The organism is Pseudomonas sp. AB39(2026) (assembly GCF_059831485.1).
On sequence record NZ_CP195212.1, the window covers coordinates 4,233,181 to 4,255,681 of the forward strand.

Genomic DNA, 22,501 nt, shown 5'->3' on the forward strand with positions numbered 1-22,501 from the left:
GTCAGGGGCGCAGTCGCAGGGTCAGGCCTTTAAGGAAGTTGCGCAGCAACTGATCGCCACAGGCCCGGTAGTTGTCATGGCCAACCTTGCGAAAAAGGGCGCTCAGTTCCGGCTTGGATACCGGGAAGTCGACAGTGGCCAGGATCTGACGGATGTCATCTTCGCGCAGCTCAAAGGCCACACGCAGTTTCTTGAGGATGTCATTGTTCGAAACGGGCAACTGAACTGGCAGCTGCGGCCGGCTTTCGTCTTTGCCACGGCGGTGGAACACCAGCCCATCCAGGAAGTGGCCCATGACCGCATCTGGGCAACGAACGAACCCGTTTTCATCCTCTTTCTTGAGGTAAGTGCGTACAGCCTCGATGGTCACGGGTTGGCCACCCAGCTTGATCATGTCCACCAGCGCGCCATCGCTGATGGCCAGTGCATAACGCAGGCTGCGCAGTACATCGTTGTGAATCATAAGTGGTTACACGCCTTTGAGCAGGAAAGCAGGAAATGCACGTGCAGCGCGACCATGGCACCCTGCCTGGCCGCGCCGAGGGCGAGTCAGATGGCGGTAGCCCAGAGGTCGTATTCGTCTGCTTCGGTCACGCGGCACATGACCTTGTCGCCAGGGTGCAGTGGGCGGTCGGCTTCCACATAAACATTGCCGTCGATTTCTGGCGCGTCGTAGAAGCAACGGCCAATGGCGCCTTCCTCGTCCACCTCATCGATCAATACCTCGATTTCGCGACCCACACGGCTTTGCAGGCGGGCGGCGCTGATGGCCTGCTGGTGCGCCATGAAGCGGTCCCAGCGGTCCTGCTTCACCTCGTCTGGCACGATATCGGCCAATGCATTGGCCGGTGCGCCTTCCACAGGCGAATACTGGAAGCAGCCTACGCGGTCCAATTGCGCTTCGGTCAGCCAGTCCAGCAGGTACTGGAAGTCTTCTTCGGTTTCACCCGGGAAGCCTACGATGAACGTGGAGCGAATCACCAGCTCAGGGCACAGTTCACGCCATTGCTTGATACGGGCCAGGGTTCTGTCTTCGAACGCCGGGCGCTTCATCAACTTCAGCACCTTGGGGCTGGCGTGCTGGAAAGGGATGTCCAGGTACGGGAGGATTTTCCCAGCGGCCATCAGCGGGATCAGTTCATCCACGTGTGGGTACGGGTACACATAGTGCAGGCGTACCCACACACCCAACGTGCTGAGTGCCTGGCACAGCTCGGTCATGCGGGTTTTCACCGGCTGGCCGTTCCAGAAGCCGGTACGGTATTTCACGTCCACACCGTAGGCGCTGGTGTCTTGAGAAATGACCAGCAGCTCCTTGACGCCTGCCTTGACCAGGCGCTGGGCTTCGTCCAGTACGTCGCCCACTGGTCGGCTGACCAGCTTGCCGCGCATGGAAGGGATGATGCAGAAGCTGCAGCTGTGGTTGCAGCCTTCGGAAATCTTCAGGTAGGCGTAGTGGCGTGGGGTGAGCTTGATACCTTGTGGAGGAACCAGGTCGATGAGCGGGTTGTGGTCCTGACGGGGCGGCACCACTTCGTGAACAGCGTTGACCACCTGCTCGTACTGCTGTGGCCCACTGACCGACAGCACGCTGGGGTGCACGTTGCGGATGGCATTCTCTTCCACGCCCATGCAGCCGGTCACGATCACACGGCCATTTTCAGCGATGGCTTCGCCAATCACTTCGAGCGATTCGGCTTTGGCACTGTCAATAAAGCCACACGTGTTGACCACCACCACGTCTGCGTCCTGGTAGGTGGGCACAACCTCGTAGCCTTCCATGCGCAATTGGGTCAGGATCCGCTCCGAATCGACCAGGGCTTTGGGGCAGCCCAGTGAGACGAAGCCGACCTTTGGGGCAACGGCAGGCGCAGTGACAGTAGACATGACTAACCTCGGTATGGGGCAGGGGCACGGCCTTGCCCGTGTGCGCGTTCAACGCGCCTGATCAAAAAGTGCGCAATTCTAGCGATGCGCGCGCTGCATTTCCAGTGTTTAGCAGGGAAATACGACCGGCGCTGCGCTATGCTTCGCGCCCTCTGCGCGAAGGTGGCGACTCGTCAGACTTCAACGCGAACGAAACCAGGCCGGTATCAAGGGTAGCAGGAGAGGTGGATGGGTCAGGCAAGCAGTGAGGCACAGGGCGGTCACGCCGCCGCAAAACCGCTGGGTGTGCTGGTGGCAGCCGTGGGTGTGGTGTATGGCGACATCGGTACCAGCCCTTTGTACACCCTCAAGGAAGTGTTCATGGGGGGCTACGGAGTGACCGTCACCCATGAAGGGGTGTTGGGCGTGCTGTCGTTGATCTTTTGGGCGCTGATCTGGGTGGTGTCGATCAAGTATGTGCTGTTCGTGCTCCGTGCCGACAACCAGGGGGAGGGCGGTACCATGGCCCTGCTGTCCTTGGCGCGCAGGGCCGTGGCCGGTTACCCGCGGTTGGGTGCGGTCATGGTGATCTTCGGCCTGGTAGGCGCAGCATTGTTCTATGGAGACAGCATGATCACCCCTGCGGTGTCGGTGCTGTCTGCAGTAGAAGGGCTGGAGCTGGCCTTCGACGGCGTGGACCGATGGGTTATCCCCATTGCCCTGGTGATTCTCATCGGGCTGTTCGTGCTGCAGAAGCACGGCACCGCCAGCATCGGGAAGTTGTTCGGGCCCATCATGGTGTGCTGGTTCCTGGTATTGGGCGCCTTGGGGGTGTTGGGCATTTCCCATCATCCTGAGGTGCTGCACGCCATCAACCCGGTGTGGATGCTGCGCTTTTTCGCCAGCCACCCAGGCATGAGCGTCGCCGTACTGGGCGCCGTGGTGCTGGCGCTCACCGGTGCCGAAGCGTTGTATGCCGACATGGGGCACTTCGGTCGCAAGCCCATCGCCCGCGCCTGGTTTGCGCTGGTGCTGCCTGCACTGGTACTTAATTATTTTGGCCAGGGCGGGCTGTTGCTGGAAAACCCCGAAGCGGCACGCAACCCCTTCTTCCTGCTGGCACCGGGCTGGGCGCTGATTCCCTTGGTAGTGCTATCGACCCTGGCCACAGTGATCGCGTCCCAGGCAGTGATTTCTGGGGCTTTCTCGCTGACGCATCAGGCTATCCAACTGGGCTACATTCCGCGGATGCATATTCAGCACACGTCCAGCAGTGAACAGGGCCAGATCTACATCAGTGCCGTGAACTGGATGCTGATGGTGGGCGTGATTCTGCTGGTGCTGGGGTTCGAATCCTCCAGTGCCCTGGCCTCGGCCTACGGCGTGGCGGTGACGGGCACGATGTTGTGCACTACTGTGCTGCTATCGGTGGTAGTGGTACGCCTCTGGAATTGGTCGCCTTGGCTGGCCGTTCCGCTGATGGTCAGTTTCCTGCTGGTGGACCTGCTGTTCTTCGCCGCCAACGTGCCGAAGATTGTGCAGGGCGGCGCCTTCCCGGTGCTGGCTGGCGGGGCACTGTTCATCCTCATGACCACTTGGAAGCGCGGCAAGCAGTTGCTGGTCGAGCGCCTGGACGAAGGCAGCCTGCCGTTGCCCATCTTCATTGGCAGTATTCGTGTGCAGCCGCCTTACCGTGCCCAGGGTACGGCGGTATTCCTGACCGCGCGCCAGGATGCTGTGCCCCATGCGTTGCTGCATAACATGCTGCATAACCAGGTGCTGCATGAGCAGGTGGTACTGCTGACGGTATTGAGCGAAGACCAGCCTCGTGTGCCGGCAGAGCGACGGGTAGAAGTGGAGGCGTTTGGCGAAGGCTTCTACCGGGTGATTCTGCATTACGGTTTCATGGACGAGCCGGATGTGCCTGCTGCGCTGGGCTTGTGTCAGCTCGAAGATCTGGACTTCACCCCTATGCGTACCACTTACTTCCTTAGCCGGGAAACGGTGATCCCGTCCCGCCTGCCGGGCATGGCCCGCTGGCGGGAAGGGCTGTTCGCGTTCATGCTCAAAAACGCCAACGGCAACCTACGGTTCTTCCGCCTGCCGTTGAACCGGGTGATCGAACTGGGGACTCAGGTGGAGATGTAGTTCGCGGCCTGTTCGCTACAGGGCGCGTGCTCCACGCGTTTTGTGTACGAGCCTGTGAAACGCAGGCGAATGGGCCTCAGAGCCTATGCGCATTGTTCGCGGCCTACGACCGCTCCTACAGGGCCCGTGCCTGGCGCGGTTTGTGTAGGCACCTGTGAAGCGCGGGCGAAGCGGGCGAATGGGCCTCAGAGCCTATGTGTATTGTTCGCGGCCTACGGCCGCTCCTACAGGGCCCGTGCCTGGGGCAGTTTCTGTAGGAGCCTGCGAAAGCGGGCGAATGGGCCTCAGAGCCTATGCGTATTGTTCGCGGTCTACGACCGCTCCTACAAGGCCCGTGCCTGGCGCGGTTTGTGTAGGCACCTGTGAAGCGCGGGCGCAGCGGGCGAATGGGCCTCAGAGCCTATGCGCATTGTTCGCGGCCTACGGCCGCTCCTACAGGGCCCGTGCCTGGCGCGGTTTGTGTAGGCACCTGTGAAGCGCGGGCGCAGCGGGCGAATGGGCCTCAGAGCCTATGCGCATTGTTCGCGGCCTACGGCCGCTCCTACAGGGCCCGTGCCTGGCGCGGTTTGTGTAGGAGCCTGCGAAAGCGGGCGAATGGGCCTTGGAGCCTATGTGTATTGTTCGCGGCCTACGGCCGCTCCTACAGGGCCCGTGCCTGGGGCGGTTTCTGTAGGCGCCTGCGAAAGCGGGCGAATGGGCCTTGGAGCCTATGCGCATTGTTCGCGGCCTACGACCGCTCCTACAGGGCCCGTGCCTGGCGCGGTTTGTGTAGGCACCTGTGAAGCGCGGGCGCAGCGGGCGAATGGGCCTCAGAGCCTATGTGTATTGTTCGCGGCCTACGGCCGCTCCTACAGGGCCCGTGCCTGGCGCGGTTTCTGTAGGAGCCATGAGCACAAAACCTACTGCGCTTTGCGCTTGTCGATCTGCTGAATCAGCTTCTGCGCCAAGGCGGGGTAGTTCTCGTCGAAGTGATGGCCGCCGGGCAGCTGAAGCTTTTCGCCCAGGTCTGTGGCTTCGGTGCAGCCGCTTTCGTCCACTTCTTCCACGCCATACACGCACAACACCTTGGCACCGGGCACCTTGGCCAGTTCAGGCCCGGTAGGCGCTTCCTTGCCCTCGGCACCCAGCCAGCCTTCTACAGCGATTTCGAAGCTGCCGCTGCGGGCAAAGGCTAGCAGGATCATGCTGTCTACCCGAGCCTGTTCCTCGGCCGGCATACGGTTATAGATGGCCGGGAGTACGTCAGCGCCGAATGAATACCCTGCCAGCACAAAGCGCTTGGCACCCCATTTCTGGCGGTAGTACTGCATCACTTCCACCAGGTCCTCGGCACTTTCTTCCGGGGACTTGTGCTGCCAGTAGTAACGCAGGGTATCGATGCCCACCACCGGATAGCCGGTCTTGGCCATGTCTTCAGCCACGTCCTTGTCCAGGTCGCGCCAGCCGCCGTCGCCGGACAGGAACAGCGTCACCGTATCGTTTGGTTTGCTGGAAGGCACTTCCACCACTGGCATTTTCAGGCCGGTATCGTTTTCGCCCACCAAGGCCTGGGTCAGTTGCGTCTTGAGCAATTGCGGCAGCTTCACATCGTAGTCACTGATGCTGTTCTGGGCATTGGCTTGGCCGCGTACGAAGGTAGCACTCACATCATCGGGCCAGTCATTCCAGGCCACGGACCACTTGCCATGGTCGGCTTTCTTAGGCACGTCAAGCTTGCAGTTGGGCTGTTCCAACGTAAGGTCCACGGATACGGCGCGGGCCTTGTCATTGGTTTGCCCGGCCAGCCACGCCCACGCCAGCGATGCACCAGGGCCGATGCCGCCTACCATGTCTGGAGTGGCCGGTAGTTGCTTGAGCGCAGCCTGGAAGGCCTGTTGCTGGGCAACACAGTCGTCCTTGGGCAGTACCACCTGGAGGATCTTCGCTGCACCTGTACGGCTAAGGTCGGTGAGCTGACGTTCAGTCATCTGCTGGTCTACCGGCACAGCCACGGCTATGACCACCTTGGTGCGCTGGCCTGGCGTTACCAGCGTGGCCTGGCTGCCATCACTGAGTGTTACAGGTTCAGCCGTAGCAGGCGGAGTGGGCCGGTGGGTCCACCAGAAAGCCGCCGCAGCCAAGGCAATCACGATCAACAGCACAATCAGCGCCAGGCGCCAGTAACGTCGAATCATCAGCGTTTCACCAATCCAGTCAGGCCGCCTGCGATCAGGGCAGCGGTGTCAGCCAATGCCACCAGCGGGTCGAGGCCCGCGGGCACGGCCATGTAACGAGGCTCCCAGTCTGGCTGGAACTTGTCCTTGAACCGGCGCAAGCCCTGGAAGTTGTACAGTTGTTCTCCGCGCCGGAACACCATCGACCCCAAGCGTTGGGTAAGGGGCGCGCCGCGCCGCGGTTGCAACCCGGACAGCGGCACCATCCCCAGGCTGAAGCGCCCATAGCCCAACTGTTTGTAGTGCTGGATCAGCCCTACCATCATGAATTCCATGGTCAGCTTCGGCGCTTCGGGGTGTGAACGCATCAGGTCCAGGCTGGCCAGCTCATGGCTATTGGTTTCCAGCAAGTTGGCAAAGGCCACCGGGCGGCCCTGGAAATGAATGATCACGATACGGAAGTGCTTGAGGTAGTCCGGGCTGAAACGCCCGAGGGAGAACCCTTTCTCGCGCACATTCTTACCTGATAGCCAAGCGTCCGAGATAACTTTCAGTTCATCGAGCGGGGCTGTGCCCGGCTCATAGATTTCCATGCTCAAGCCATCTCGCGTACCCCGGTTCCAGGTATAGCGCAGGTCTTTCATTTCCTTGCCCTTGGCGTCCAAGTCGAAGCGGCGCAGGTCCACGCGCGCCTCTTCTCCCAGCTTTATCGCGGTCAGGCCAATGTCCATGTAGAACGGCAGGTTCTCGGCACGTACCTGATAAAACACAGGGCGCGCGTGATGGAAGTCGCACAGGTCCCGGAACTGCCAGATCATTTCTGCACGCGGCTGGGTAGGCCCGATAGGGTCGTACAGGGCTACCAGGCTGCGGCCACGGCGTGCATACATCAGGAAGGCTTTATCATCTGGGTGAAAGAGCAGCGCCTTATCGCCGGTCAACGCCAGGCCGCCATCGGGCTGATGCGAAGCCATCAGGATCTTGTGTGCCCGGTCCAGCTCATCCTTGGCAGGCAGGTGAATCACCGGCCGGGCGGTGCGTAGCAGCCACGTCAGCGAAACAATGATCAGCAGCACAGCGCTGCCCAGTGCCGAGCGCAGCGCCCGCGGTGCATCGGCATCAAGCGCGAACTGCCACCACAGGCGGTTGTTGTATGGCACGTCTTGATAAGCGAAGAACAGCAGCCAGATCGATGCGCCCACCACACAAGCCGCTGCCATGAGGTAGAACGGCGACAGCGGAAGCTCCATCAGGCGGCTTGGCCGATAGAACGAGCGGCGGAACACGGCAAGCAAGCAGGCGGTAAGGGTAAGGATGCTGGCCTCTTCCCAATCAAAGCCTTTGAGCAACGAGAGCACCGAGCCGGCCAGCAGCAGGATCATGGTCAGCATCCAGGCCGCGGACAGACGCCGCCGCAAGCCTTGGGCAAGCAGCAGGCAGAGCACGCCAATCAGGCTGGCAGCAAAGTGCGACGCGTCGATGAGGCGATGGGGAATCAAAAAGCCCATATGCCGCAGGCGGGTGTCAATTTCCGGGGTAGCGCCCGAGAACAGCAGCACCATGCCTGACAGGAACACCAGCACCGCCAGAATGGGCGCCGCCAGGCCTGATGCCACCCGAATGGCCTGACGGGCAAACAATAGCCGCCGTGCTTCGTTGGCCAACAGCACCAGGCAGGCCACCAGGAAGGGCAGCATTACGTAGATCAGCCGGTACAGGAGCAAGGCCGCAGCCAGTGGCGCAGCCCCCAGCTGATTGGCAAAGGCTGCCAAAAGAATGGCCTCGAACACCCCTACGCCGCCTGGCACATGGCTGAGGACGCCGGCGGCCAAGGCTAGCAGGTAGACCAGAAGGAAGGCCCCAAACGGCGGTGCTTCTGGCAACAGGCTGTACAGCACGGCAGCGGCCACGGCCACATCCAGCGCCGTGATTGCCAACTGCAGCAGGCACAGGCGCAGCGCAGGCAGGCGCAGCGTGCTACGGCCAGCCCTCACAATGAGGTTGTGGGGGAATGGCTGCGCGGGTGTGCGGCGACGGTACACGCCCACCGCCAAGCCACCGGCCAGCAGTAATACGGCAATAGCAATGGCTGCCAGCACGGTAGGCGGCAGCCGCAGCGCGGTGGAGGCTGCGCCCAGGTCGCTCAGGCATGCCAGCGCTGCCAGCGGGGGCAAGGCGCACCCTAGGGACAAGCTGGCAAACAGGGTCATGCGGGCCACTTCTGCAGGGCCCACGCCTTGGCGTGAGTACAGGCGGTAGCGCACTGAGCCACCGGACAGCAGGGAGAGGCCTACCGCATTACCAATGGCAAAGGCGGTAAACCCACCCAATGCAAGGGTGCGCGGGGGCAACGGGGCGTTGGCATAGCGGGCGGCCGACCATTCATAGCCCAGCAGCACGGCAAAACCTGCAACCGTGAAGCCCAGCGCTGCCAGCAAGGCGGAGGAGGGCGTAGCCGCGATCGAATCGTGCAGCGCGTAGAGGTCCAGGTCCCTTAGCATGCGGCGGCAGGCAATAAGGGCAATGGCAAACATGACCAAGGTTAGCCCGATACCCAATGGTTGACGGTACCGGCTTAGCAGTTCCAGCCAGCGCAGGCGGCGGGAGGGTAGAGGTTCAGGAGGGGTTGCAGTGTCGTTTACTTCAGACATTTCGGGGCGCATCAATGACCTCGCCTATTGAGCGCGACAGGATGGCGGTATCTGGGCAACTTACCAATCCCTGGAAAATGAAATTTTTGCGAAACTGGGATTCCTGCGCGCTCTTCGACCAGACCCCTCTGCCCGAGGGGAAGTTTCGTACTGGCGCCAATGCTGCCATACAAGCTGAAGATTGGCACAGGCAAAAAAAAAGGCCACTTTTTCAAGTGGCCTTTCTCTATTTGGTTGCGGGAGCCGGATTTGAACCGACGACCTTCGGGTTATGAGCCCGACGAGCTACCAGACTGCTCCATCCCGCGTCTGTGGTTGCGCATTATAGGGAAGTTTTGCGCCGTGTCAACACTAAGCCGTGTTTATTTATTCCGGTGCTGTAGCAGGCTGTGCTCAACTCACCATAGCGATCAAAAAGCACTGACCAAATGTAGCGGCCAAAAAAAAGGCCACTTTTTCAAGTGGCCTTTCTCTGTTTGGTTGCGGGAGCCGGATTTGAACCGACGACCTTCGGGTTATGAGCCCGACGAGCTACCAGACTGCTCCATCCCGCGTCTGTGGGGCGGATTCTACGCGTATCGTTGAGCTTGTCAACCCTTGATATGGAAAAAATGCTTTCCAGTCATACATTTAGCATGGCATGAAGGGCCCAGGCACTGTGATTCGAGCGGTTTGGTTACAAGTACTGTATATTCATTCACCTGTATCAACAGGTGTCGTTCAGCGATGGTGCAGCGAAAAATCCTTCATATCGATTGCGACTGCTTTTACGCAGCTATCGAAATGCGTGACGATCCCAGGCTGGCAGGTAAACCGCTGGCTGTAGGCGGTTCGGCGGAGCGGCGGGGCGTTATAGCCACCTGCAACTACGAAGCCCGTGCTTATGGTGTGCGCTCGGCCATGTCATCGCGTCATGCCTTGAAGCTGTGCCCGGACCTGACTATCGTCCGCCCCCGGTTCGATGCCTATAAAGAAGCCTCCCGCGAAATCCACCTTGTCTTCCAGCAATACACCGACCTGATCGAGCCACTGTCGCTGGACGAGGCGTACCTGGATGTGACGCAATCTCCCCATTTTCATGGCAGTGCAACCCGTATTGCAGAAGCTATTCGCCAGGATGTTTCAAGGCGATTGCACATTACAGTGTCCGCGGGCGTAGCGCCGAACAAGTTCCTGGCCAAGATTGCCAGTGACTGGCGCAAGCCCAACGGGCTGTTCGTGATCACTCCAGCCGAAGTGGAAGCCTTTGTGGCGGCATTGCCGGTGGCCAAGCTGCACGGTGTAGGCAAGGTCACTGCCGATAAGTTGGTACGCCTGGGCATCGAGCATTGTGCCGACCTTCTGGAGTGGCCACGGTTGAACCTGATTCGAGAGTTTGGCGGTTTTGGTGAGCGGCTGTACCAGCTCGCACGGGGTATTGATGACCGGCCGGTGCACGTGGACAGCCGCCGGCAATCCGCCAGTGTGGAAAATACCTACGACCAGGATTTGCCAGACCTAGAGGCCTGCCTGGCCAAGCTGCCGGAACTGATGGAGACACTGGCGGGGCGGCTGGCCCGGCTGGATGACAGTTATCGCCTTGGCAAGCCGTTCGTGAAGGTCAAGTTTCACGACTTCACACAAACCACACTGGAGCAGGCCAATGCGTCCAGAGACTTGCAAAGCTACCGAACGCTGCTCGGCCAGGCTTATGCCCGGGGGAACAAGCCTGTACGGTTGCTTGGGATAGGTGTGCGGTTACATGACATGAAAGGTGCGCTTACCCAGTTGGAGCTGTTTGGGGAAGCGGCCAGCGACAGGGCCTAGGCACAGGCCCCATACGTATTACTGATCCACAACGCGCCCTGCATCCCGTGCCAGTGCCTTGATTAAGTCCTGGTGAAGTTCCGGATCATTGCGGGTCAGCTCCAGCAGGCTTTGCTGCAAACCGTTGGCTTCGTCTTCAAACCCTAGCTGTGACAGGCGCTTGACTCGGTATACCCACTGGCTCACCTCGTCGTCCTCCAAGTCGTCATAGATCAGCCCACGGGCTTCGGCTACGCGTGTTCGCAGGGTGGCAGCAAGCTGCAGCGTTGCGTCGGCACGGGACGTCCCGTCATCATCCTTTGCCATCAACACAAGGCGGTTCACACGGCGCAGGTCCTGATCGGCAAAAGGCGCATCCAGCAGGTTCAAACGCAGGTAGCCCTTGCCGTCGGTGTTCAGCGCATACACTTCAGCGCCAGCCGTTACCTCTACAGGTTTTTCTACCCAAGGCTCGGTAAGCACCTCCTGGCGCTTGTCGCGCTGTACTTCCTCGATGCCTGCCAGGTTCTGTTCCGCACGGCCGTTGGATTGGGCGTTCATGAAAGGATTCACCCCGGCAAAGCCGTAGTTGATCCACCCATGGGTCACGTTTTCCGGCAGGCGCCCTAACAGCACAACATTCAACGCATTGGCGGCCACACCCGCTACCACCGCCACGGTCCCCAAGGGAACTTCGTAGAGCTCGCGCCAGGGTTGGTAGGGCGTGTAACGGTCATAGCGGCGGGTCACTTCGAAGTCTGTCACCTCGAATGTGGACTGCTCGGTGACGCGTACCCTCCGCTGTGGCTGCTCCATCAAGGGGTCCCCCACCTCCAGCGACAGGTGATGCTCAACGGGTTTGCGCTCGGTGCGTGCCTCCTGCTCGCTTCGTTGAGACATGTGGTTGGCGCAGCCGGCCAGCAGGCACAGGCCGCACAAGGCGGCCGTTCCAGACAGCGAAAAACGTGTGGTAAACATGAACGCCCTATGTGTTGATCAGCGGCCCAGGCGTGCGCGCAGGAAAGGCAGAACGTCCGCCACATCCATGCTTTGTGCGTCGCTTTGCGTGCGCTGCTTGTATTCCAGCTTGCCTTCGGCCAGGGACCGGTCGCTGATGACGATTCGGTGTGGAACGCCAATCAGCTCCATGTCGGCGAACTTGATGCCAGGGCTGGTTTTCTTGTCGCGGTCATCCAGCAGCACATCGATACCTGCTGCGGTCAATTCGCGGTACAGGGTATCCGTGGCTTCACGCACCTGTTCGGTTTCGTAGCGCAACGGCACTAGCGCCACTTGGAACGGCGCCAGGGTGTCGCTCCAGATAATGCCGTTGGTGTCGTGATTCTGCTCAATGGCGGCGGCCACTACGCGAGAAACACCAATACCGTAGCAACCCATGGTCATGGTCACAGGCTTGCCGTTTTCGCCCAGCACCTGTGCTTTCATGGCTTCGCTGTACTTGGTGCCCAGCTGGAAGATATGGCCCACTTCAATACCGCGCTTGATTTCCAGCGTGCCATTGCCACAAGGGCTTGGGTCGCCTTCCACCACGTTGCGCAGGTCTGCCACTTCCGGCACCGGCAGGTCACGCTCCCAGTTCACGCCAAAGTAGTGCTTGTCGTCGATGTTGGCACCGACGGCAAAATCGCTCATCAAGGCCACGGAGCGGTCGATGATGCAGGGCAGGGGCAGGTTCAAGGGGCCCAGGGACCCGGCACCTGCGCCGATAGCGTCGCGCAGTTCGGCTTCGCCTGCCATCACCAAGGGGCTTGCCACCAAAGGATGGTTGCCGGCCTTGATTTCATTCAGTTCGTGATCCCCGCGGATCACCAGGGCGATCAGCTTGCCTTCTTCGGCGGCCTGCACCACCAGCGTCTTCACGGTTTTTTCGATGGGCAGGTTGAAGCCCTCGACCAACGCAGCAATGGTTTTGGTGTCTGGCGTGTCTACCAGGCGCAGCGCTTCGGTTGCAGCACCGCGAGCGGTCTCGCGTGGCAGGGCCTCGGCCTTTTCAATGTTGGCGGCGTACTCCGAGCCATTACTGAACACGATATCGTCTTCGCCCGAAGAGGCCAGCACGTGGAATTCGTGGGAGCCGGCACCACCGATGGAGCCGTTGTCGGCTTCCACAGGGCGGAAGTTCAGGCCCAGGCGGGTGAAGATATTGCAGTACGCTTGGTGCATGCGGTCGTAGGTTGCCTGCAGGGAAGCCTGGTCGGCATGGAAGGAGTAGGCGTCCTTCATGATGAACTCGCGGCCACGCATCAAGCCAAAGCGTGGGCGGATTTCGTCACGGAATTTGGTCTGGATCTGATACAGGTTGATCGGCAACTGCTTATAGCTGTTCAGCTCGTTGCGTGCGATATCCGTGATCACTTCTTCATGGGTAGGGCCTGCACAGAATTCCCGCGCGTGGCGGTCCTTCAGGCGCAGCAGTTCGGGCCCGTATTGCTCCCAGCGGCCGGACTCCTGCCACAGCTCGGCAGGCTGGATACCAGGCATCAGCACTTCCAGGGCGCCGGCGGCGTTCATTTCTTCACGCACAATGGCTTCAACCTTGCGCATCACTCGCAAGCCCATCGGCAGCCAGGTGTACAGGCCGGAAGCGAGCTTGCGGATCATCCCCGCACGGAGCATCAGCTGATGGCTGATAACGACCGCGTCGGACGGGGTTTCTTTGAGTGTGGCGAGCAGGAATTGACTAGTGCGCATGGTAGGCCGTGTCGGTTGCTGAATTCGGATTTAGCGGGTCATTGTACGGAGCAAGCAGCGCCAATGAAAAGCCCGGCGCTAGGCCGGGCTGTTCGGTGGAGCTGGCTCGCCGCGATTCGGTTACAGAATCGAGATCGGGTAGTCCACGATCAGGCGGAAGTTGTTGGAGTTGCCGTCGATCTGCTCGGTACTGGCGCGGTGCCAGGCAAGGCGCGTACGGAAGGACAGGTTTTTGGCCGGGCCTTCCTGAACGACGTATTTGGCTTCAACGTTAGTCTCATGGTGGTCAGCATCGCTGGCGAAGCGGCTACCGTAATAGCCCTTGATGTCATCACCCTTGACATAGCGGCCCATGAAGGTAAGGCCAGGCACGCCGTAGGAAGCCATGTTGAGTTCGTATTGCAGCTTCCAGGATTTTTCGCCAGCGCCGTTGAAGTCCGAAATCTGGATGGAGTTGGCGAGGAAGATAGAGTCGCCGCCTTCCCCTGAACCGTTACGGCCTACGCCCAGGTAATCGAACGCCGTGCTGCCGTTCACTTTCTGGAAGGCCAGGGTAACGGTGTGAGCAGTCAGGAACGAATACGCCGCGGAGAGCGAGTACGTATTGTTGTTGATATCACCGGCCTTGGCGCTACCTTGATCCTGAGTGTTGTAATAGTTGGCGTCGAAAGTCAGGGATTGACTGTCGGCCAATGGCAACACGTAGTTCACGTTACCGTAGTACTGGTTCCACACATCTTTGAACTCGGATGCATAAGCACCCACGCTCAAGTTGTCGTTGATCTGATAACGGCCACCGCCAAAATCTACAGAGCTTGCAGTAACGCTGCCATAGGTAGCCCACAGTTCGCCGTCGCGGTTACTGTTGGATGCAGAGCTAGAGGAGTAGAAATGGCCTGCTTCCAGGTCCAGGCCTTTGATCTCGCTGGTCATCAAGCTGATGCCGCTAGCGGTCTGAGGCGTGATGCGTGAGCCGCCCACCGCAAAAACTGGAGAGGTGGAGGGCTGCATGTCGCCGATTTTGAGCATGGTTTTGGAGATACGGAACTTGGCGGCAGCACCCGCCTTGCCAAACGTATCATCCGTACGGCCATCGGAACCCACAGGAAGGTTGCCTGTGCCATGGCTGTTGTCATCGAGTTTGGCGGCGAAATAGCCGAATGCATCGACACCTACCCCAACGGTGCCGGTGGTGAAGCCGGAGCTGTACACGCCGTGAACACCGCCATACCAGCCCTTGCCGTCGTCACTGCGGTCCTTGTTGTCCTGGTTCCAATAGTAGCTGCGAAGCAACACGTTCAGGGTGCTGTCCTCAACGAAGCCCTTGGCGTCTGCCTGGTCGCTGACGAATGCTTCGGCCATGGCCAGTTGCGAGCCTGCCGCTGCAGTTACTGCCAGTGCAATCGCGCTCCACTTCATCACTTTCATCGTGACTTGCTCCTTTGGTTTTTAGGAAGTGCCGCCAGCCGCCTGTTTTTTATCTGGCCAGCTCTTTCTTTATCATGTGTGGCATGACGAGGGTCATGCTCACGGTTGTTCTGCAGCACCACTGATGGCCTTCCGGGCAGGAGGGTAAAATCTCGGGTGCTACGTTTATCCTTTGCGTCGTATCCGCTGCCTCGTATCTGTCGAGGCTCCTTGCCGGGGCCGACTGCCCTGCTGTGACCGGCTTGCTGAAGTATTTGCAACAACTGTGCTCAATCCAGAGGGTAGCTCACAAAATTTTCACTTTTTTTACTGAGGCAGCGTAAACCCCTGCTGTTATTAGGGTTAGGGCACTCCCAATGAGCCTTGACAGGCACAGCGCTTTAAGATGGTGCTCAGCCAATCCTCAGTAAAGTGTTACCAATGCTCCGTTACTCATTGATGAATAACGGCTCGCGCGCACCTAATGCGTTCACCTTGAACCTTTATGGTGCGAAAAGTAGCACTGGCGCAGCACAGGCTAGCTTAAAGTTTGTGCTTAGCAAGCCTTTGCTTAGTACCGTTTGGCTTAAGCACCTAACGAAGCGCCTAGGCTGTAGGGGTACTATCCCGGCGTTCACCCTGTGATGTGCCCCGATAAGGTGCGCGGGCCTACACAGACCAGGCCGGTTTGGCGCAGGCTATCCATCCTAATCAAAGTGCTGGCAGGTATGCTTGTGACGTTCGCCAATCCAGGCACTTGCCCTTTAGAGGAAGCAGCAATGTTTGAGCTTGATCCCCGCTTGCAGGCGGATACATGGGTACTGGGGGATTTCCCGCTGTGCAGGTTATTGCTGAGCAAGGACGCCAATTACCCGTGGCTGATCCTCGTGCCACGCCGATCAGGCATCACCGAGGCATTCGAACTGGAGACCGCTGACCAGGCGCAGCTTGCCCGTGAAACGGCGTTAGTGGCGCAGCACCTAAAAGCGGTTGTAAATGCCGACAAGATCAATGTGGCTGCCCTGGGTAACGTAGTCGCCCAGTTGCACGTACATGTGATTGCTCGCTATACCCACGATGTGGCCTGGCCTGCGCCAGTATGGGGAAGGGCGGCCGCGGCCAGTTATGAGCATGAGCGCCTTGAGCAGTTCAAGGTACAGTTGCGCGGTAGCCTGACAGACGACTTTGCATGGGCTGATACGAATGAACGTTGAAGACCGGGTTACAGAACTGGAAACACGCCTGGCATTCCAGGATGACACGATTCATGAACTCAACGAGGTGCTGGTAGAGCAGCAGCGGCAGCTCACATTGATGGCGGCGCAACTTGGCCAGTTGATAGAACGGTACAGGGAAATAGCAGGGGGGCAGTATGGGGAGGGTGGTGATGAAGCGCCGCCCCCCCACTACTAGATGTAGCGTTAGCGCCCTGGGGCTGCGGCTACCACGTCTTCGGCTTGAAGGCCTTTGTCGCGGTTCATGACAGAGAACTCCACGCGCTGGCCTTCAACGAGCACACGGTGGCCTTCGCCGCGGATAGCGCGGAAATGGACGAAGATGTCATCACCTGAATCCCGGGAAATGAACCCGAAGCCCTTGGAGGTGTTGAACCACTTCACTGTGCCGGTATCACGGTTGGCCGCATTGAAGTTCGCCGGTGCAGGCGCTACGTACTGCTTGGGCCGGCTGGCGGCCAGTTGAAGCACGACGGCCGCCAGCATCGACAGCAGGCCCAGCCATACTGCAGGTTCACCGGCCACCAGTGGCAGAGGTGCGTACAGCACCAGCGCCTGTAGCACAGCGGCGAGTACCAGTAGTGCGCTTACAAAGGTTTGCAAGGTTTGCCGGGGGTTGTGTTTCCATTGCGGAATCAAGGGGGCGAACAGCAGGTTGCCCAGGCCGATGAATGCCAGGTGAAAGGCATCGGTTTGCGAGAGGTAAGGCATGGCGCCTGGCATCAAGCCAGGCAAGGCGGCCAGCAGCAATGCGCCTGCGCCTGTCATCAGATGAACGGTTTTCAACATGGGTATGACTCACATTTTTCCAGAGGATCAATAAAGCGCGGATCCCTCGCAGTGCACGTAAACAATGTTGAACGAAAAACAGCTGGAGGGATTGGCCTATGCACCTGCGTGCCAACCCCGCACGGCAACCGCATGGAACAAGAAAGGAAGCGGCGACTCGAAAGGGATTGGCAGCGCGCCTTCGGCACCTGGCTATTTAACAGGAAATAGCCCCGCTAGCTCAATTGCATCTCGCGGATCGCACAGACTAATGACTTTTTTGCAGACACGCGGCGCCAGTGGCTCTGCCGTGACCGCTGCAGCCAAACGGCGGTCTTGCTACAGTAGCGTGTGCATTTTTTGAAACGTTTCACTCAACAAGGGAATATCCATGGCAATCGATATCGGTATCAGTGAAGAAGACCGCAAATCCATTGTAGAAGGCTTGTCCCGCCTGCTTGCGGACACCTACGTGCTGTACCTGCAGACCCATAATTTCCATTGGAACGTCAGCGGCCCCATGTTCCGTACCTTGCACCTGATGTTCGAGGAGCAATACAACGAATTGGCCCTGGCAGTGGATTCCATTGCCGAACGCATCCGTGCCTTGGGCTTTCCTGCCCCTGGCACCTATGCCACGTACGCACGCTTGTCCTCGATTACGGTAGAAGAGGGCGTTCCTGCCGCTGAAGACATGATCAAGCAGTTGGTTACGGGCCAGGAAGCCGTCGTGCGCACCGCCCGCAGCCTGTTCCCGCTGCTGGACAAAGTCAGCGACGAGCCAACTGCAGACCTGCTGACCCAGCGTATGCAAACTCACGAAAAAACCGCCTGGATGCTGCGGGCCATGCTGGAAGAGAAATAAGCCTCAAGCCTCAAGCTTCGAGCGGCAAGTTGGTGTACCGGGGGCTGGCCTCGCCGTAGGCCCCCGGCCATGCTGTGCCGCTTGCCGCTTGCCGCTTGCCGCTTGCCGCTTGCCGCTTGCCGCTTGCCGCTTGCCGCTTGCACCTCAGGCCGCCTTTTCCTACGGCCCTGATCGTTCCGCTCCCTACCTTTACTACGCCGCCAACGCTTTCATAGCCTCTGTCATGCATCCATGCATGGGAATAGAGCCAAGGAAGGTGTGGATATGTCTATGGAGTGTTCGAATTCCGATCGCGGTTGCAGCGCCGCTAAACTGTTGCTTGATCCGTTCCAGAAGGATTTCAACATGGCGCTGGCCCGGCCAACCGCACGGTCCGTGCGGCTCAATGGCTTCGCAACGTGCCTGCGCCTGGAACAGGTCTACTGGAATATCTTGCAGTCCCTTGCCGATCGAAACGGTTGTACGGTCAGTCAGTTGTTGTCCTATCTGGACCGTGAGGTACATCTGCGTTATGGGGGGGTGAAGAATTTCAGCGGGCTGGTCAGGGTCGTTTGCGTCGCTTATGCCCTGTCAGAGCACAATGCAGGCATGCCTGCGGACGCCTGAATAAGTGCAGGAGGCGATAAACATGGCTGCGGGGCGCTTGCAGGTGAGCGCGGTTAACCAGATATAATTCCGCGCTTGAGACCACCCGCGCCCTTTGCGCCCTGTTTGTAGCCGAGCACCTGTAAGATGCCTTTGTATAATTACCAATGCGAACGCTGTGATCACCAGCTGGAAGCTATCCAGAAAATCAGTGAAGCGCCTCTGGTCGACTGCCCGGCCTGTGCGGCGCCCGAATTGAAGAAGACGGTGTCCCGTGCAGGCTTCCGCCTTAGTGGAACCGGCTGGTACGAAACCGATTTCAAGACCGGTGCCAAGAAAAACCTGGCAGGCGGCGATAAGGCCGACTGAGTTGAACCCCTTCGCTGGGTGCTGCACACTTCCTGTAATGCGGCCCTGGCCGAACACGACTGACTAATAAGTGAACCGACCATCATGATGCGCAGCCACTATTGCGGCCAATTGAACGAGAGCCTGGACGGCCAGGAAATCACCCTTTGCGGCTGGGTACACCGCCGCCGCGACCATGGCGGGGTCATCTTCCTGGATATCCGCGACCGTGAAGGCATGGCCCAAGTGGTCTTCGATCCGGATCGTGCCGGCTCCTTCGCTGCAGCCGATCGGGTGCGCAGCGAGTACGTGGTACGCATTTCCGGCAAGGTGCGCCTGCGCCCTGCTGGCGCGGTGAACCCCAACATGGCATCCGGAGCCATCGAAGTATTGGGTTATGAGCTTGAAGTGCTCAACGAGGCCGAAACCCCGCCGTTCCCGCTCAACGAATACTCCGACGTAGGCGAGGAAACCCGCTTGCGCTACCGTTTCATCGACCTGCGCCGCCCGGAAATGGCCGACAAGCTGCGCCTGCGTTCGCGTATTACCAGCAGCATTCGCCGCTACCTGGATGAAAACGGCTTCCTGGATGTGGAAACCCCTATCCTCACCCGGGCCACGCCGGAAGGCGCACGCGATTACCTGGTGCCGAGCCGCACCCACCCCGGCAGCTTCTTTGCCTTGCCCCAGTCGCCCCAGTTGTTCAAGCAACTGCTAATGGTGGCGGGTTTCGACCGTTACTACCAGATCGCCAAGTGCTTCCGCGACGAAGACCTGCGTGCCGATCGCCAACCTGAATTCACCCAGATCGACATTGAAACCAGCTTCCTGGACGAAAGCGAGATCATGGGCCTGACCGAAGGCATGATCCGTAAACTGTTCAAAGAAGTGCTGGACCTGGAGTTCGGTGACTTCCCGCACATGACGTTCGAAGAGGCCATGCGCCGCTACGGTTCCGACAAGCCAGACCTGCGCAACCCGCTGGAACTGGTAGATGTGGCCGACCAGCTTCGGGAAGTGGAATTCAAGGTCTTCAGTGGCCCGGCGAACGACCCCAAGTGCCGCGTGGCCGCTTTGCGGGTGCCTGGCGGTGCGAGCATGCCGCGCAAGCAGATCGACGACTACACCAAGTTCGTAGGCATCTATGGCGCCAAGGGCCTGGCCTACATCAAGGTCAATGAGCGCGCCAAAGGCGTCGATGGCCTGCAGTCTCCGATCGTCAAGAACATTCCTGAGGCCAACCTGAACGTGATCCTGGATCGCGTGGGTGCAGTAGACGGCGATATCGTGTTCTTCGGCGCAGACAAGGCCAAGATCGTGAGCGAGGCCCTGGGTGCGCTGCGTATCAAGCTCGGCCATGACCTGAGCCTGCTCACGTGCGAATGGGCGCCAATGTGGGTCGTGGACTTCCCTATGTTCGAAGAAAACGACGATGGCAGCTTCAGCGCGCTGCACCATCCGTTCACCGCACCCAAGTGCACCCCGGCAGAGCTGGAGGCCAACCCTGCGGGTGCGCTGTCCCGCGCGTACGACATGGTGCTCAACGGCACCGAGCTGGGTGGCGGTTCCATCCGTATTCACCGCAAGGAAATGCAGCAGTCGGTATTCCGCCTGCTGGGTATCGAGGCTGCGGAACAGGAAGAGAAGTTCGGCTTCCTGCTGGATGCGCTCAAGTTCGGTGCCCCGCCTCACGGTGGCTTGGCCTTCGGCCTGGACCGCCTGGTCATGCTGATGACCGGCGCTCAATCGATTCGCGAAGTGATCGCCTTCCCGAAAACCCAGAGCGCCGCAGACGTGATGACCCAGGCGCCGGGCGTCGTGGATGCCAAGGCTTTGCGCGAGCTGCACATTCGCCTGCGCGAGCAACCCAAGGCCGAGTAAGCCGGTGCGCGTACGCGCGGCCTGGTAACCCCCGCTGCCCCCGCCGCGTTTCGCGTTCGGGGGCGGTTTTTTCATGAACGAGTTCGGAGTCTGTATGGCCGGTCATTCCAAGTGGGCGAATATCAAGCACCGCAAAGAACGCCAAGATGCCAAGAGAGGCAAGATTTTCACCAAGTGGATTCGCGAGCTGACGGTTGCGGCCAAGCAGGGTGGCGGTGATCCGGGTTCCAACCCGCGCCTGCGCCTGGCGCTGGACAAGGCCCTTGGCGCCAACATGAGCCGTGACATCATCGACCGTGCCATCGCGCGCGGCGCCGGTTCCACTGAAGGTGAGAACGTCGAGGAACTGGGTTATGAGGGCTACGGCCCCGGTGGTGTGGCCGTGATGGTGGAGGCCATGACCGACAACCGCAACCGCACGGCCGCAGCGGTTCGCCATGCCTTCAGCAAGTGCGGTGGCAACCTGGGTACCGATGGTTCGGTCGCCTACCTGTTCGAGCGCAAGGGGCAGCTCAGTTTTACAGCAGGCGTAGATGAAGAGGCACTCACCGAAGCGGCTATCGAGGCCGAAGCGGACGATGTGGTCAGCCATGAAGATGGCAGTGTGGACGTGTTCACTTCATTCGCCAGCTTCTATGGTGTGCGCACCGCACTGGAGGCGCAGGGTTTCAAGGCGGCCGATGCGGAAATCATTCTGGAGCCTAGTACCCAGGTGGACCTGGACCGCGAGGGGGCGGAAAAGGTGCTCAAGTTGATCGACATGCTCGAAGACCTGGATGACGTGCAGAACGTGTATTCCAACGCGGCCATTGCCGATGACGTAATGGAACAGCTAGGTTGACCCTTGTACTCGGGATTGACCCCGGCTCGCGCATCACAGGCTACGGCGTGGTGCTCGACCGCGGGCTGGGCCGCGGTTGCGAATACGTGGCTTCAGGCTGCATTCGCACAGGTACTGGTGAGTTACATGAGCGCCTGCAGGTGGTGTATCGCAGCGTACGTGAAGTCATCCAGGCCCACGGGCCTGTCACCATGGGTATCGAGCGAGTGTTCATGGCGCGCAACGCCGACTCTGCCCTCAAATTGGGGCAGGCGCGTGGAGCGGCCATCGTGGCAGGTGCCGAAGAGGGGCTGGAGATCGCCGAATATTCGGCCACCCAGGTCAAGCAGGCGATCACGGGAACAGGGGGCGCTAGCAAGGAACAGGTTCAGCTGATGGTCATGCACCTGCTCAAGCTCACGGTCAAACCCCAGATCGATGCCTCCGACGCCTTGGCCATCGCCCTGTGTCATGCTCATACCCGCTCCAGCCTGGTGCCCCATGGCTTGAGCACTGCCCGTAGCCGTGGCGGCCGGCTGCGCTTGTAAATAGCATCATTCCCTAAAACTTTTCTATTTGCCGATTCACACCAGGCTGCGATCATGCGCACTGGTTTGTGAACGGCGCCCGGTTCCCATGGGCGTCGGCATTACAGGACTTCTACGTGATCGGACGCTTGCGCGGCACCCTGGCGGAAAAACAACCGCCTCACCTGATTCTCGACGTGAATGGGCTTGGCTATGAGCTGGAAGTACCCATGACCACGCTGTATCGCCTGCCGCCGGTCGGCCAGGCGCTCACCTTGCATACCCATTTGGTGGTGCGTGAGGATGCACAGCTGCTCTACGGCTTCTACGAACGCCGTGAGCGCGAGCTGTTCCGCGAACTGATCCGCCTCAATGGGGTAGGGCCAAAGCTGGCGCTGGCGCTTATGTCCAGCCTGGAGGTAGACGAGCTGGTGCGCTGTGTTCAGGCACAGGACACCAGCGCGCTTGTGAAAGTACCGGGTGTAGGCAAGAAAACAGCCGAGCGCTTGCTGGTCGAATTGAAGGACCGGTTCAAGGCCTGGGAAACCGTGCCTGCCATGTTCGAACTGGTGCCAGATAACGGCGCTGCGCCTCGGGCGCCCCAGCCCACAGCGGAAACCGATGCGGTCAGTGCCCTTGTGTCCCTAGGTTACAAGCCACAGGAGGCCAGCAAGGCCGTCTCGGCGGTCAACGAAAAAGGCTTGTCCAGCGAAGACCTCATCCGCCGTGCATTGAAGGGGATGAACTGAC

At 59.8% G+C, this 22,501-nt stretch carries 19 protein-coding genes, 2 tRNA genes and 1 pseudogene; 11 read left to right on the plus strand and 11 right to left on the minus strand.

All coding sequences use genetic code 11. The features are described 5' to 3' along the window. Position 1: 1 nt before the first annotated feature. Both ACSAMW_RS19450 and rimO read right to left on the minus strand, forming a co-directional pair. Complete coding sequence (locus tag ACSAMW_RS19450) at positions 2-463, minus strand: YehS family protein (protein WP_500591672.1); 462 nt, start codon at positions 461-463, stop codon at positions 2-4. Positions 464-549: 86 nt separating this feature from the next. Further along, positions 550-1,887 (minus strand): 30S ribosomal protein S12 methylthiotransferase RimO, encoded by a 1,338-nt coding sequence (gene rimO, locus ACSAMW_RS19455; RefSeq protein WP_500591673.1) that lies wholly within the window; start codon positions 1,885-1,887, stop codon positions 550-552. 228 nt (positions 1,888-2,115) lie between these two features. Here rimO and ACSAMW_RS19460 point away from each other — a divergent pair, with 228 nt between their 5' ends. Next, entirely contained in the window at positions 2,116-4,014 is a 1,899-nt protein-coding gene (locus tag ACSAMW_RS19460; RefSeq protein WP_500591674.1) for a potassium transporter Kup, read from the plus strand. Between the two features lie 899 nt (positions 4,015-4,913). Here the strand turns inward: ACSAMW_RS19460 and ACSAMW_RS19465 are convergent. The 4 genes from ACSAMW_RS19465 to ACSAMW_RS19480 all read right to left on the minus strand — a co-directional run bounded on the left by ACSAMW_RS19465 (position 4,914) and on the right by ACSAMW_RS19480 (position 9,372). Next, positions 4,914-6,188, minus strand: a complete 1,275-nt coding sequence (locus ACSAMW_RS19465) for a virulence factor family protein (RefSeq protein WP_500591675.1) — start codon at positions 6,186-6,188, stop codon at positions 4,914-4,916. Then, positions 6,188-8,830 carry a bifunctional lysylphosphatidylglycerol flippase/synthetase MprF gene (gene mprF, locus ACSAMW_RS19470; protein ID WP_500591676.1) on the minus strand — a complete coding sequence of 881 codons (2,643 nt, stop codon included), beginning with the start codon at positions 8,828-8,830 and terminating at the stop codon, positions 6,188-6,190. The genes ACSAMW_RS19465 and mprF overlap by 1 nt, the downstream gene beginning before the upstream one ends. A 219-nt stretch (positions 8,831-9,049) precedes the next feature. After that, a tRNA-Met gene (locus ACSAMW_RS19475) sits at positions 9,050-9,126 on the minus strand. Between the two features lie 169 nt (positions 9,127-9,295). Then, positions 9,296-9,372, minus strand: a tRNA-Met gene (locus ACSAMW_RS19480). A 172-nt stretch (positions 9,373-9,544) separates the two neighbouring features. On the opposite strand from ACSAMW_RS19480, the gene dinB reads away from it, so the two are divergent. After that, entirely contained in the window at positions 9,545-10,624 is a 1,080-nt protein-coding gene (dinB, locus tag ACSAMW_RS19485) for a DNA polymerase IV (RefSeq protein ID WP_500591677.1), read from the plus strand. 18 nt (positions 10,625-10,642) lie between these two features. Here the strand turns inward: dinB and ACSAMW_RS19490 are convergent, their stop codons facing one another. The 3 genes from ACSAMW_RS19490 to ACSAMW_RS19500 all read right to left on the minus strand — a co-directional run bounded on the left by ACSAMW_RS19490 (position 10,643) and on the right by ACSAMW_RS19500 (position 14,743). Then, positions 10,643-11,581 (minus strand): hypothetical protein, encoded by a 939-nt coding sequence (locus ACSAMW_RS19490; RefSeq protein WP_500591678.1) that lies wholly within the window; start codon positions 11,579-11,581, stop codon positions 10,643-10,645. Between the two features lie 18 nt (positions 11,582-11,599). Next, on the minus strand, positions 11,600-13,315 hold the full coding sequence (locus tag ACSAMW_RS19495; RefSeq protein WP_500591679.1) for a proline--tRNA ligase: 1,716 nt from the start codon (positions 13,313-13,315) through the stop codon (positions 11,600-11,602). A 120-nt stretch (positions 13,316-13,435) separates the two neighbouring features. Then, entirely contained in the window at positions 13,436-14,743 is a 1,308-nt protein-coding gene (locus ACSAMW_RS19500; protein WP_500591680.1) for an OprD family porin, read from the minus strand. Between the two features lie 758 nt (positions 14,744-15,501). Here ACSAMW_RS19500 and ACSAMW_RS19505 point away from each other — a divergent pair. Further along, positions 15,502-15,936, plus strand: a complete 435-nt coding sequence (locus ACSAMW_RS19505; RefSeq protein ID WP_500591681.1) for an HIT domain-containing protein — start codon at positions 15,502-15,504, stop codon at positions 15,934-15,936. Continuing rightward, positions 15,926-16,135: a SlyX family protein gene (locus tag ACSAMW_RS19510; protein WP_168082098.1), complete on the plus strand. Its 210-nt coding sequence runs from the start codon at positions 15,926-15,928 to the stop codon at positions 16,133-16,135. Before ACSAMW_RS19505 ends, ACSAMW_RS19510 begins: the two co-directional genes overlap by 11 nt. Before the next feature lie 8 nt (positions 16,136-16,143). Here ACSAMW_RS19510 and ACSAMW_RS19515 read toward each other — a convergent pair whose 3' ends face one another. Further along, positions 16,144-16,341 carry a cold shock domain-containing protein gene (locus ACSAMW_RS19515; RefSeq protein ID WP_225776263.1) on the minus strand — a complete coding sequence of 66 codons (198 nt, stop codon included), beginning with the start codon at positions 16,339-16,341 and terminating at the stop codon, positions 16,144-16,146. An 84-nt stretch (positions 16,342-16,425) separates the two neighbouring features. Beyond that, positions 16,426-16,746: pseudogene (locus ACSAMW_RS19520) on the minus strand (cold shock domain-containing protein membrane protein); the annotation flags it as partial. A gap of 370 nt (positions 16,747-17,116) precedes the next feature. On the opposite strand from ACSAMW_RS19520, the gene ACSAMW_RS19525 reads away from it, so the two are divergent. The 7 genes from ACSAMW_RS19525 (at position 17,117) to ruvA (ending at position 22,500) form a co-directional block, all read left to right on the plus strand. Further along, a complete protein-coding gene (locus ACSAMW_RS19525) occupies positions 17,117-17,590 on the plus strand; it encodes a Dps family protein (protein WP_168082094.1) in 474 nt (157 codons plus the stop codon). A 264-nt stretch (positions 17,591-17,854) separates the two neighbouring features. Beyond that, positions 17,855-18,196 carry a ribbon-helix-helix domain-containing protein gene (locus ACSAMW_RS19530; RefSeq protein WP_500591682.1) on the plus strand — a complete coding sequence of 114 codons (342 nt, stop codon included), beginning with the start codon at positions 17,855-17,857 and terminating at the stop codon, positions 18,194-18,196. 126 nt (positions 18,197-18,322) lie between these two features. Next, positions 18,323-18,544 (plus strand): FmdB family zinc ribbon protein, encoded by a 222-nt coding sequence (locus tag ACSAMW_RS19535; protein WP_168082090.1) that lies wholly within the window; start codon positions 18,323-18,325, stop codon positions 18,542-18,544. Between the two features lie 84 nt (positions 18,545-18,628). After that, positions 18,629-20,404, plus strand: coding sequence for an aspartate--tRNA ligase (aspS, locus tag ACSAMW_RS19540; RefSeq protein ID WP_168082088.1), 1,776 nt, complete (start codon positions 18,629-18,631; stop codon positions 20,402-20,404). Between the two features lie 94 nt (positions 20,405-20,498). Continuing rightward, positions 20,499-21,245: a YebC/PmpR family DNA-binding transcriptional regulator gene (locus ACSAMW_RS19545; RefSeq protein ID WP_500591683.1), complete on the plus strand. Its 747-nt coding sequence runs from the start codon at positions 20,499-20,501 to the stop codon at positions 21,243-21,245. Further along, positions 21,242-21,772, plus strand: a complete 531-nt coding sequence (gene ruvC / locus ACSAMW_RS19550) for a crossover junction endodeoxyribonuclease RuvC (RefSeq protein ID WP_168082084.1) — start codon at positions 21,242-21,244, stop codon at positions 21,770-21,772. The genes ACSAMW_RS19545 and ruvC overlap by 4 nt, the downstream gene beginning before the upstream one ends. A gap of 116 nt (positions 21,773-21,888) precedes the next feature. Beyond that, entirely contained in the window at positions 21,889-22,500 is a 612-nt protein-coding gene (gene ruvA, locus ACSAMW_RS19555) for a Holliday junction branch migration protein RuvA (RefSeq protein WP_168082082.1), read from the plus strand. Position 22,501 lies beyond the last annotated feature (1 nt).

Coding starts and splice junctions, on each gene's coding strand:
- ACSAMW_RS19450 (WP_500591672.1), bottom strand. CDS start 463: ATGATTCACAACGATGTACTGCGCAGCCTGCGTTATGCACTGGCCATC.
- rimO (WP_500591673.1), bottom strand. CDS start 1,887: ATGTCTACTGTCACTGCGCCTGCCGTTGCCCCAAAGGTCGGCTTCGTC.
- ACSAMW_RS19460 (WP_500591674.1), top strand. CDS start 2,116: ATGGGTCAGGCAAGCAGTGAGGCACAGGGCGGTCACGCCGCCGCAAAA.
- ACSAMW_RS19465 (WP_500591675.1), bottom strand. CDS start 6,188: ATGATTCGACGTTACTGGCGCCTGGCGCTGATTGTGCTGTTGATCGTG.
- mprF (WP_500591676.1), bottom strand. CDS start 8,830: ATGCGCCCCGAAATGTCTGAAGTAAACGACACTGCAACCCCTCCTGAA.
- dinB (WP_500591677.1), top strand. CDS start 9,545: ATGGTGCAGCGAAAAATCCTTCATATCGATTGCGACTGCTTTTACGCA.
- ACSAMW_RS19490 (WP_500591678.1), bottom strand. CDS start 11,581: ATGTTTACCACACGTTTTTCGCTGTCTGGAACGGCCGCCTTGTGCGGC.
- ACSAMW_RS19495 (WP_500591679.1), bottom strand. CDS start 13,315: ATGCGCACTAGTCAATTCCTGCTCGCCACACTCAAAGAAACCCCGTCC.
- ACSAMW_RS19500 (WP_500591680.1), bottom strand. CDS start 14,743: ATGAAAGTGATGAAGTGGAGCGCGATTGCACTGGCAGTAACTGCAGCG.
- ACSAMW_RS19505 (WP_500591681.1), top strand. CDS start 15,502: ATGTTTGAGCTTGATCCCCGCTTGCAGGCGGATACATGGGTACTGGGG.
- ACSAMW_RS19510 (WP_168082098.1), top strand. CDS start 15,926: ATGAACGTTGAAGACCGGGTTACAGAACTGGAAACACGCCTGGCATTC.
- ACSAMW_RS19525 (WP_168082094.1), top strand. CDS start 17,117: ATGGCAATCGATATCGGTATCAGTGAAGAAGACCGCAAATCCATTGTA.
- ACSAMW_RS19530 (WP_500591682.1), top strand. CDS start 17,855: ATGTCTATGGAGTGTTCGAATTCCGATCGCGGTTGCAGCGCCGCTAAA.
- ACSAMW_RS19535 (WP_168082090.1), top strand. CDS start 18,323: ATGCCTTTGTATAATTACCAATGCGAACGCTGTGATCACCAGCTGGAA.
- aspS (WP_168082088.1), top strand. CDS start 18,629: ATGATGCGCAGCCACTATTGCGGCCAATTGAACGAGAGCCTGGACGGC.
- ACSAMW_RS19545 (WP_500591683.1), top strand. CDS start 20,499: ATGGCCGGTCATTCCAAGTGGGCGAATATCAAGCACCGCAAAGAACGC.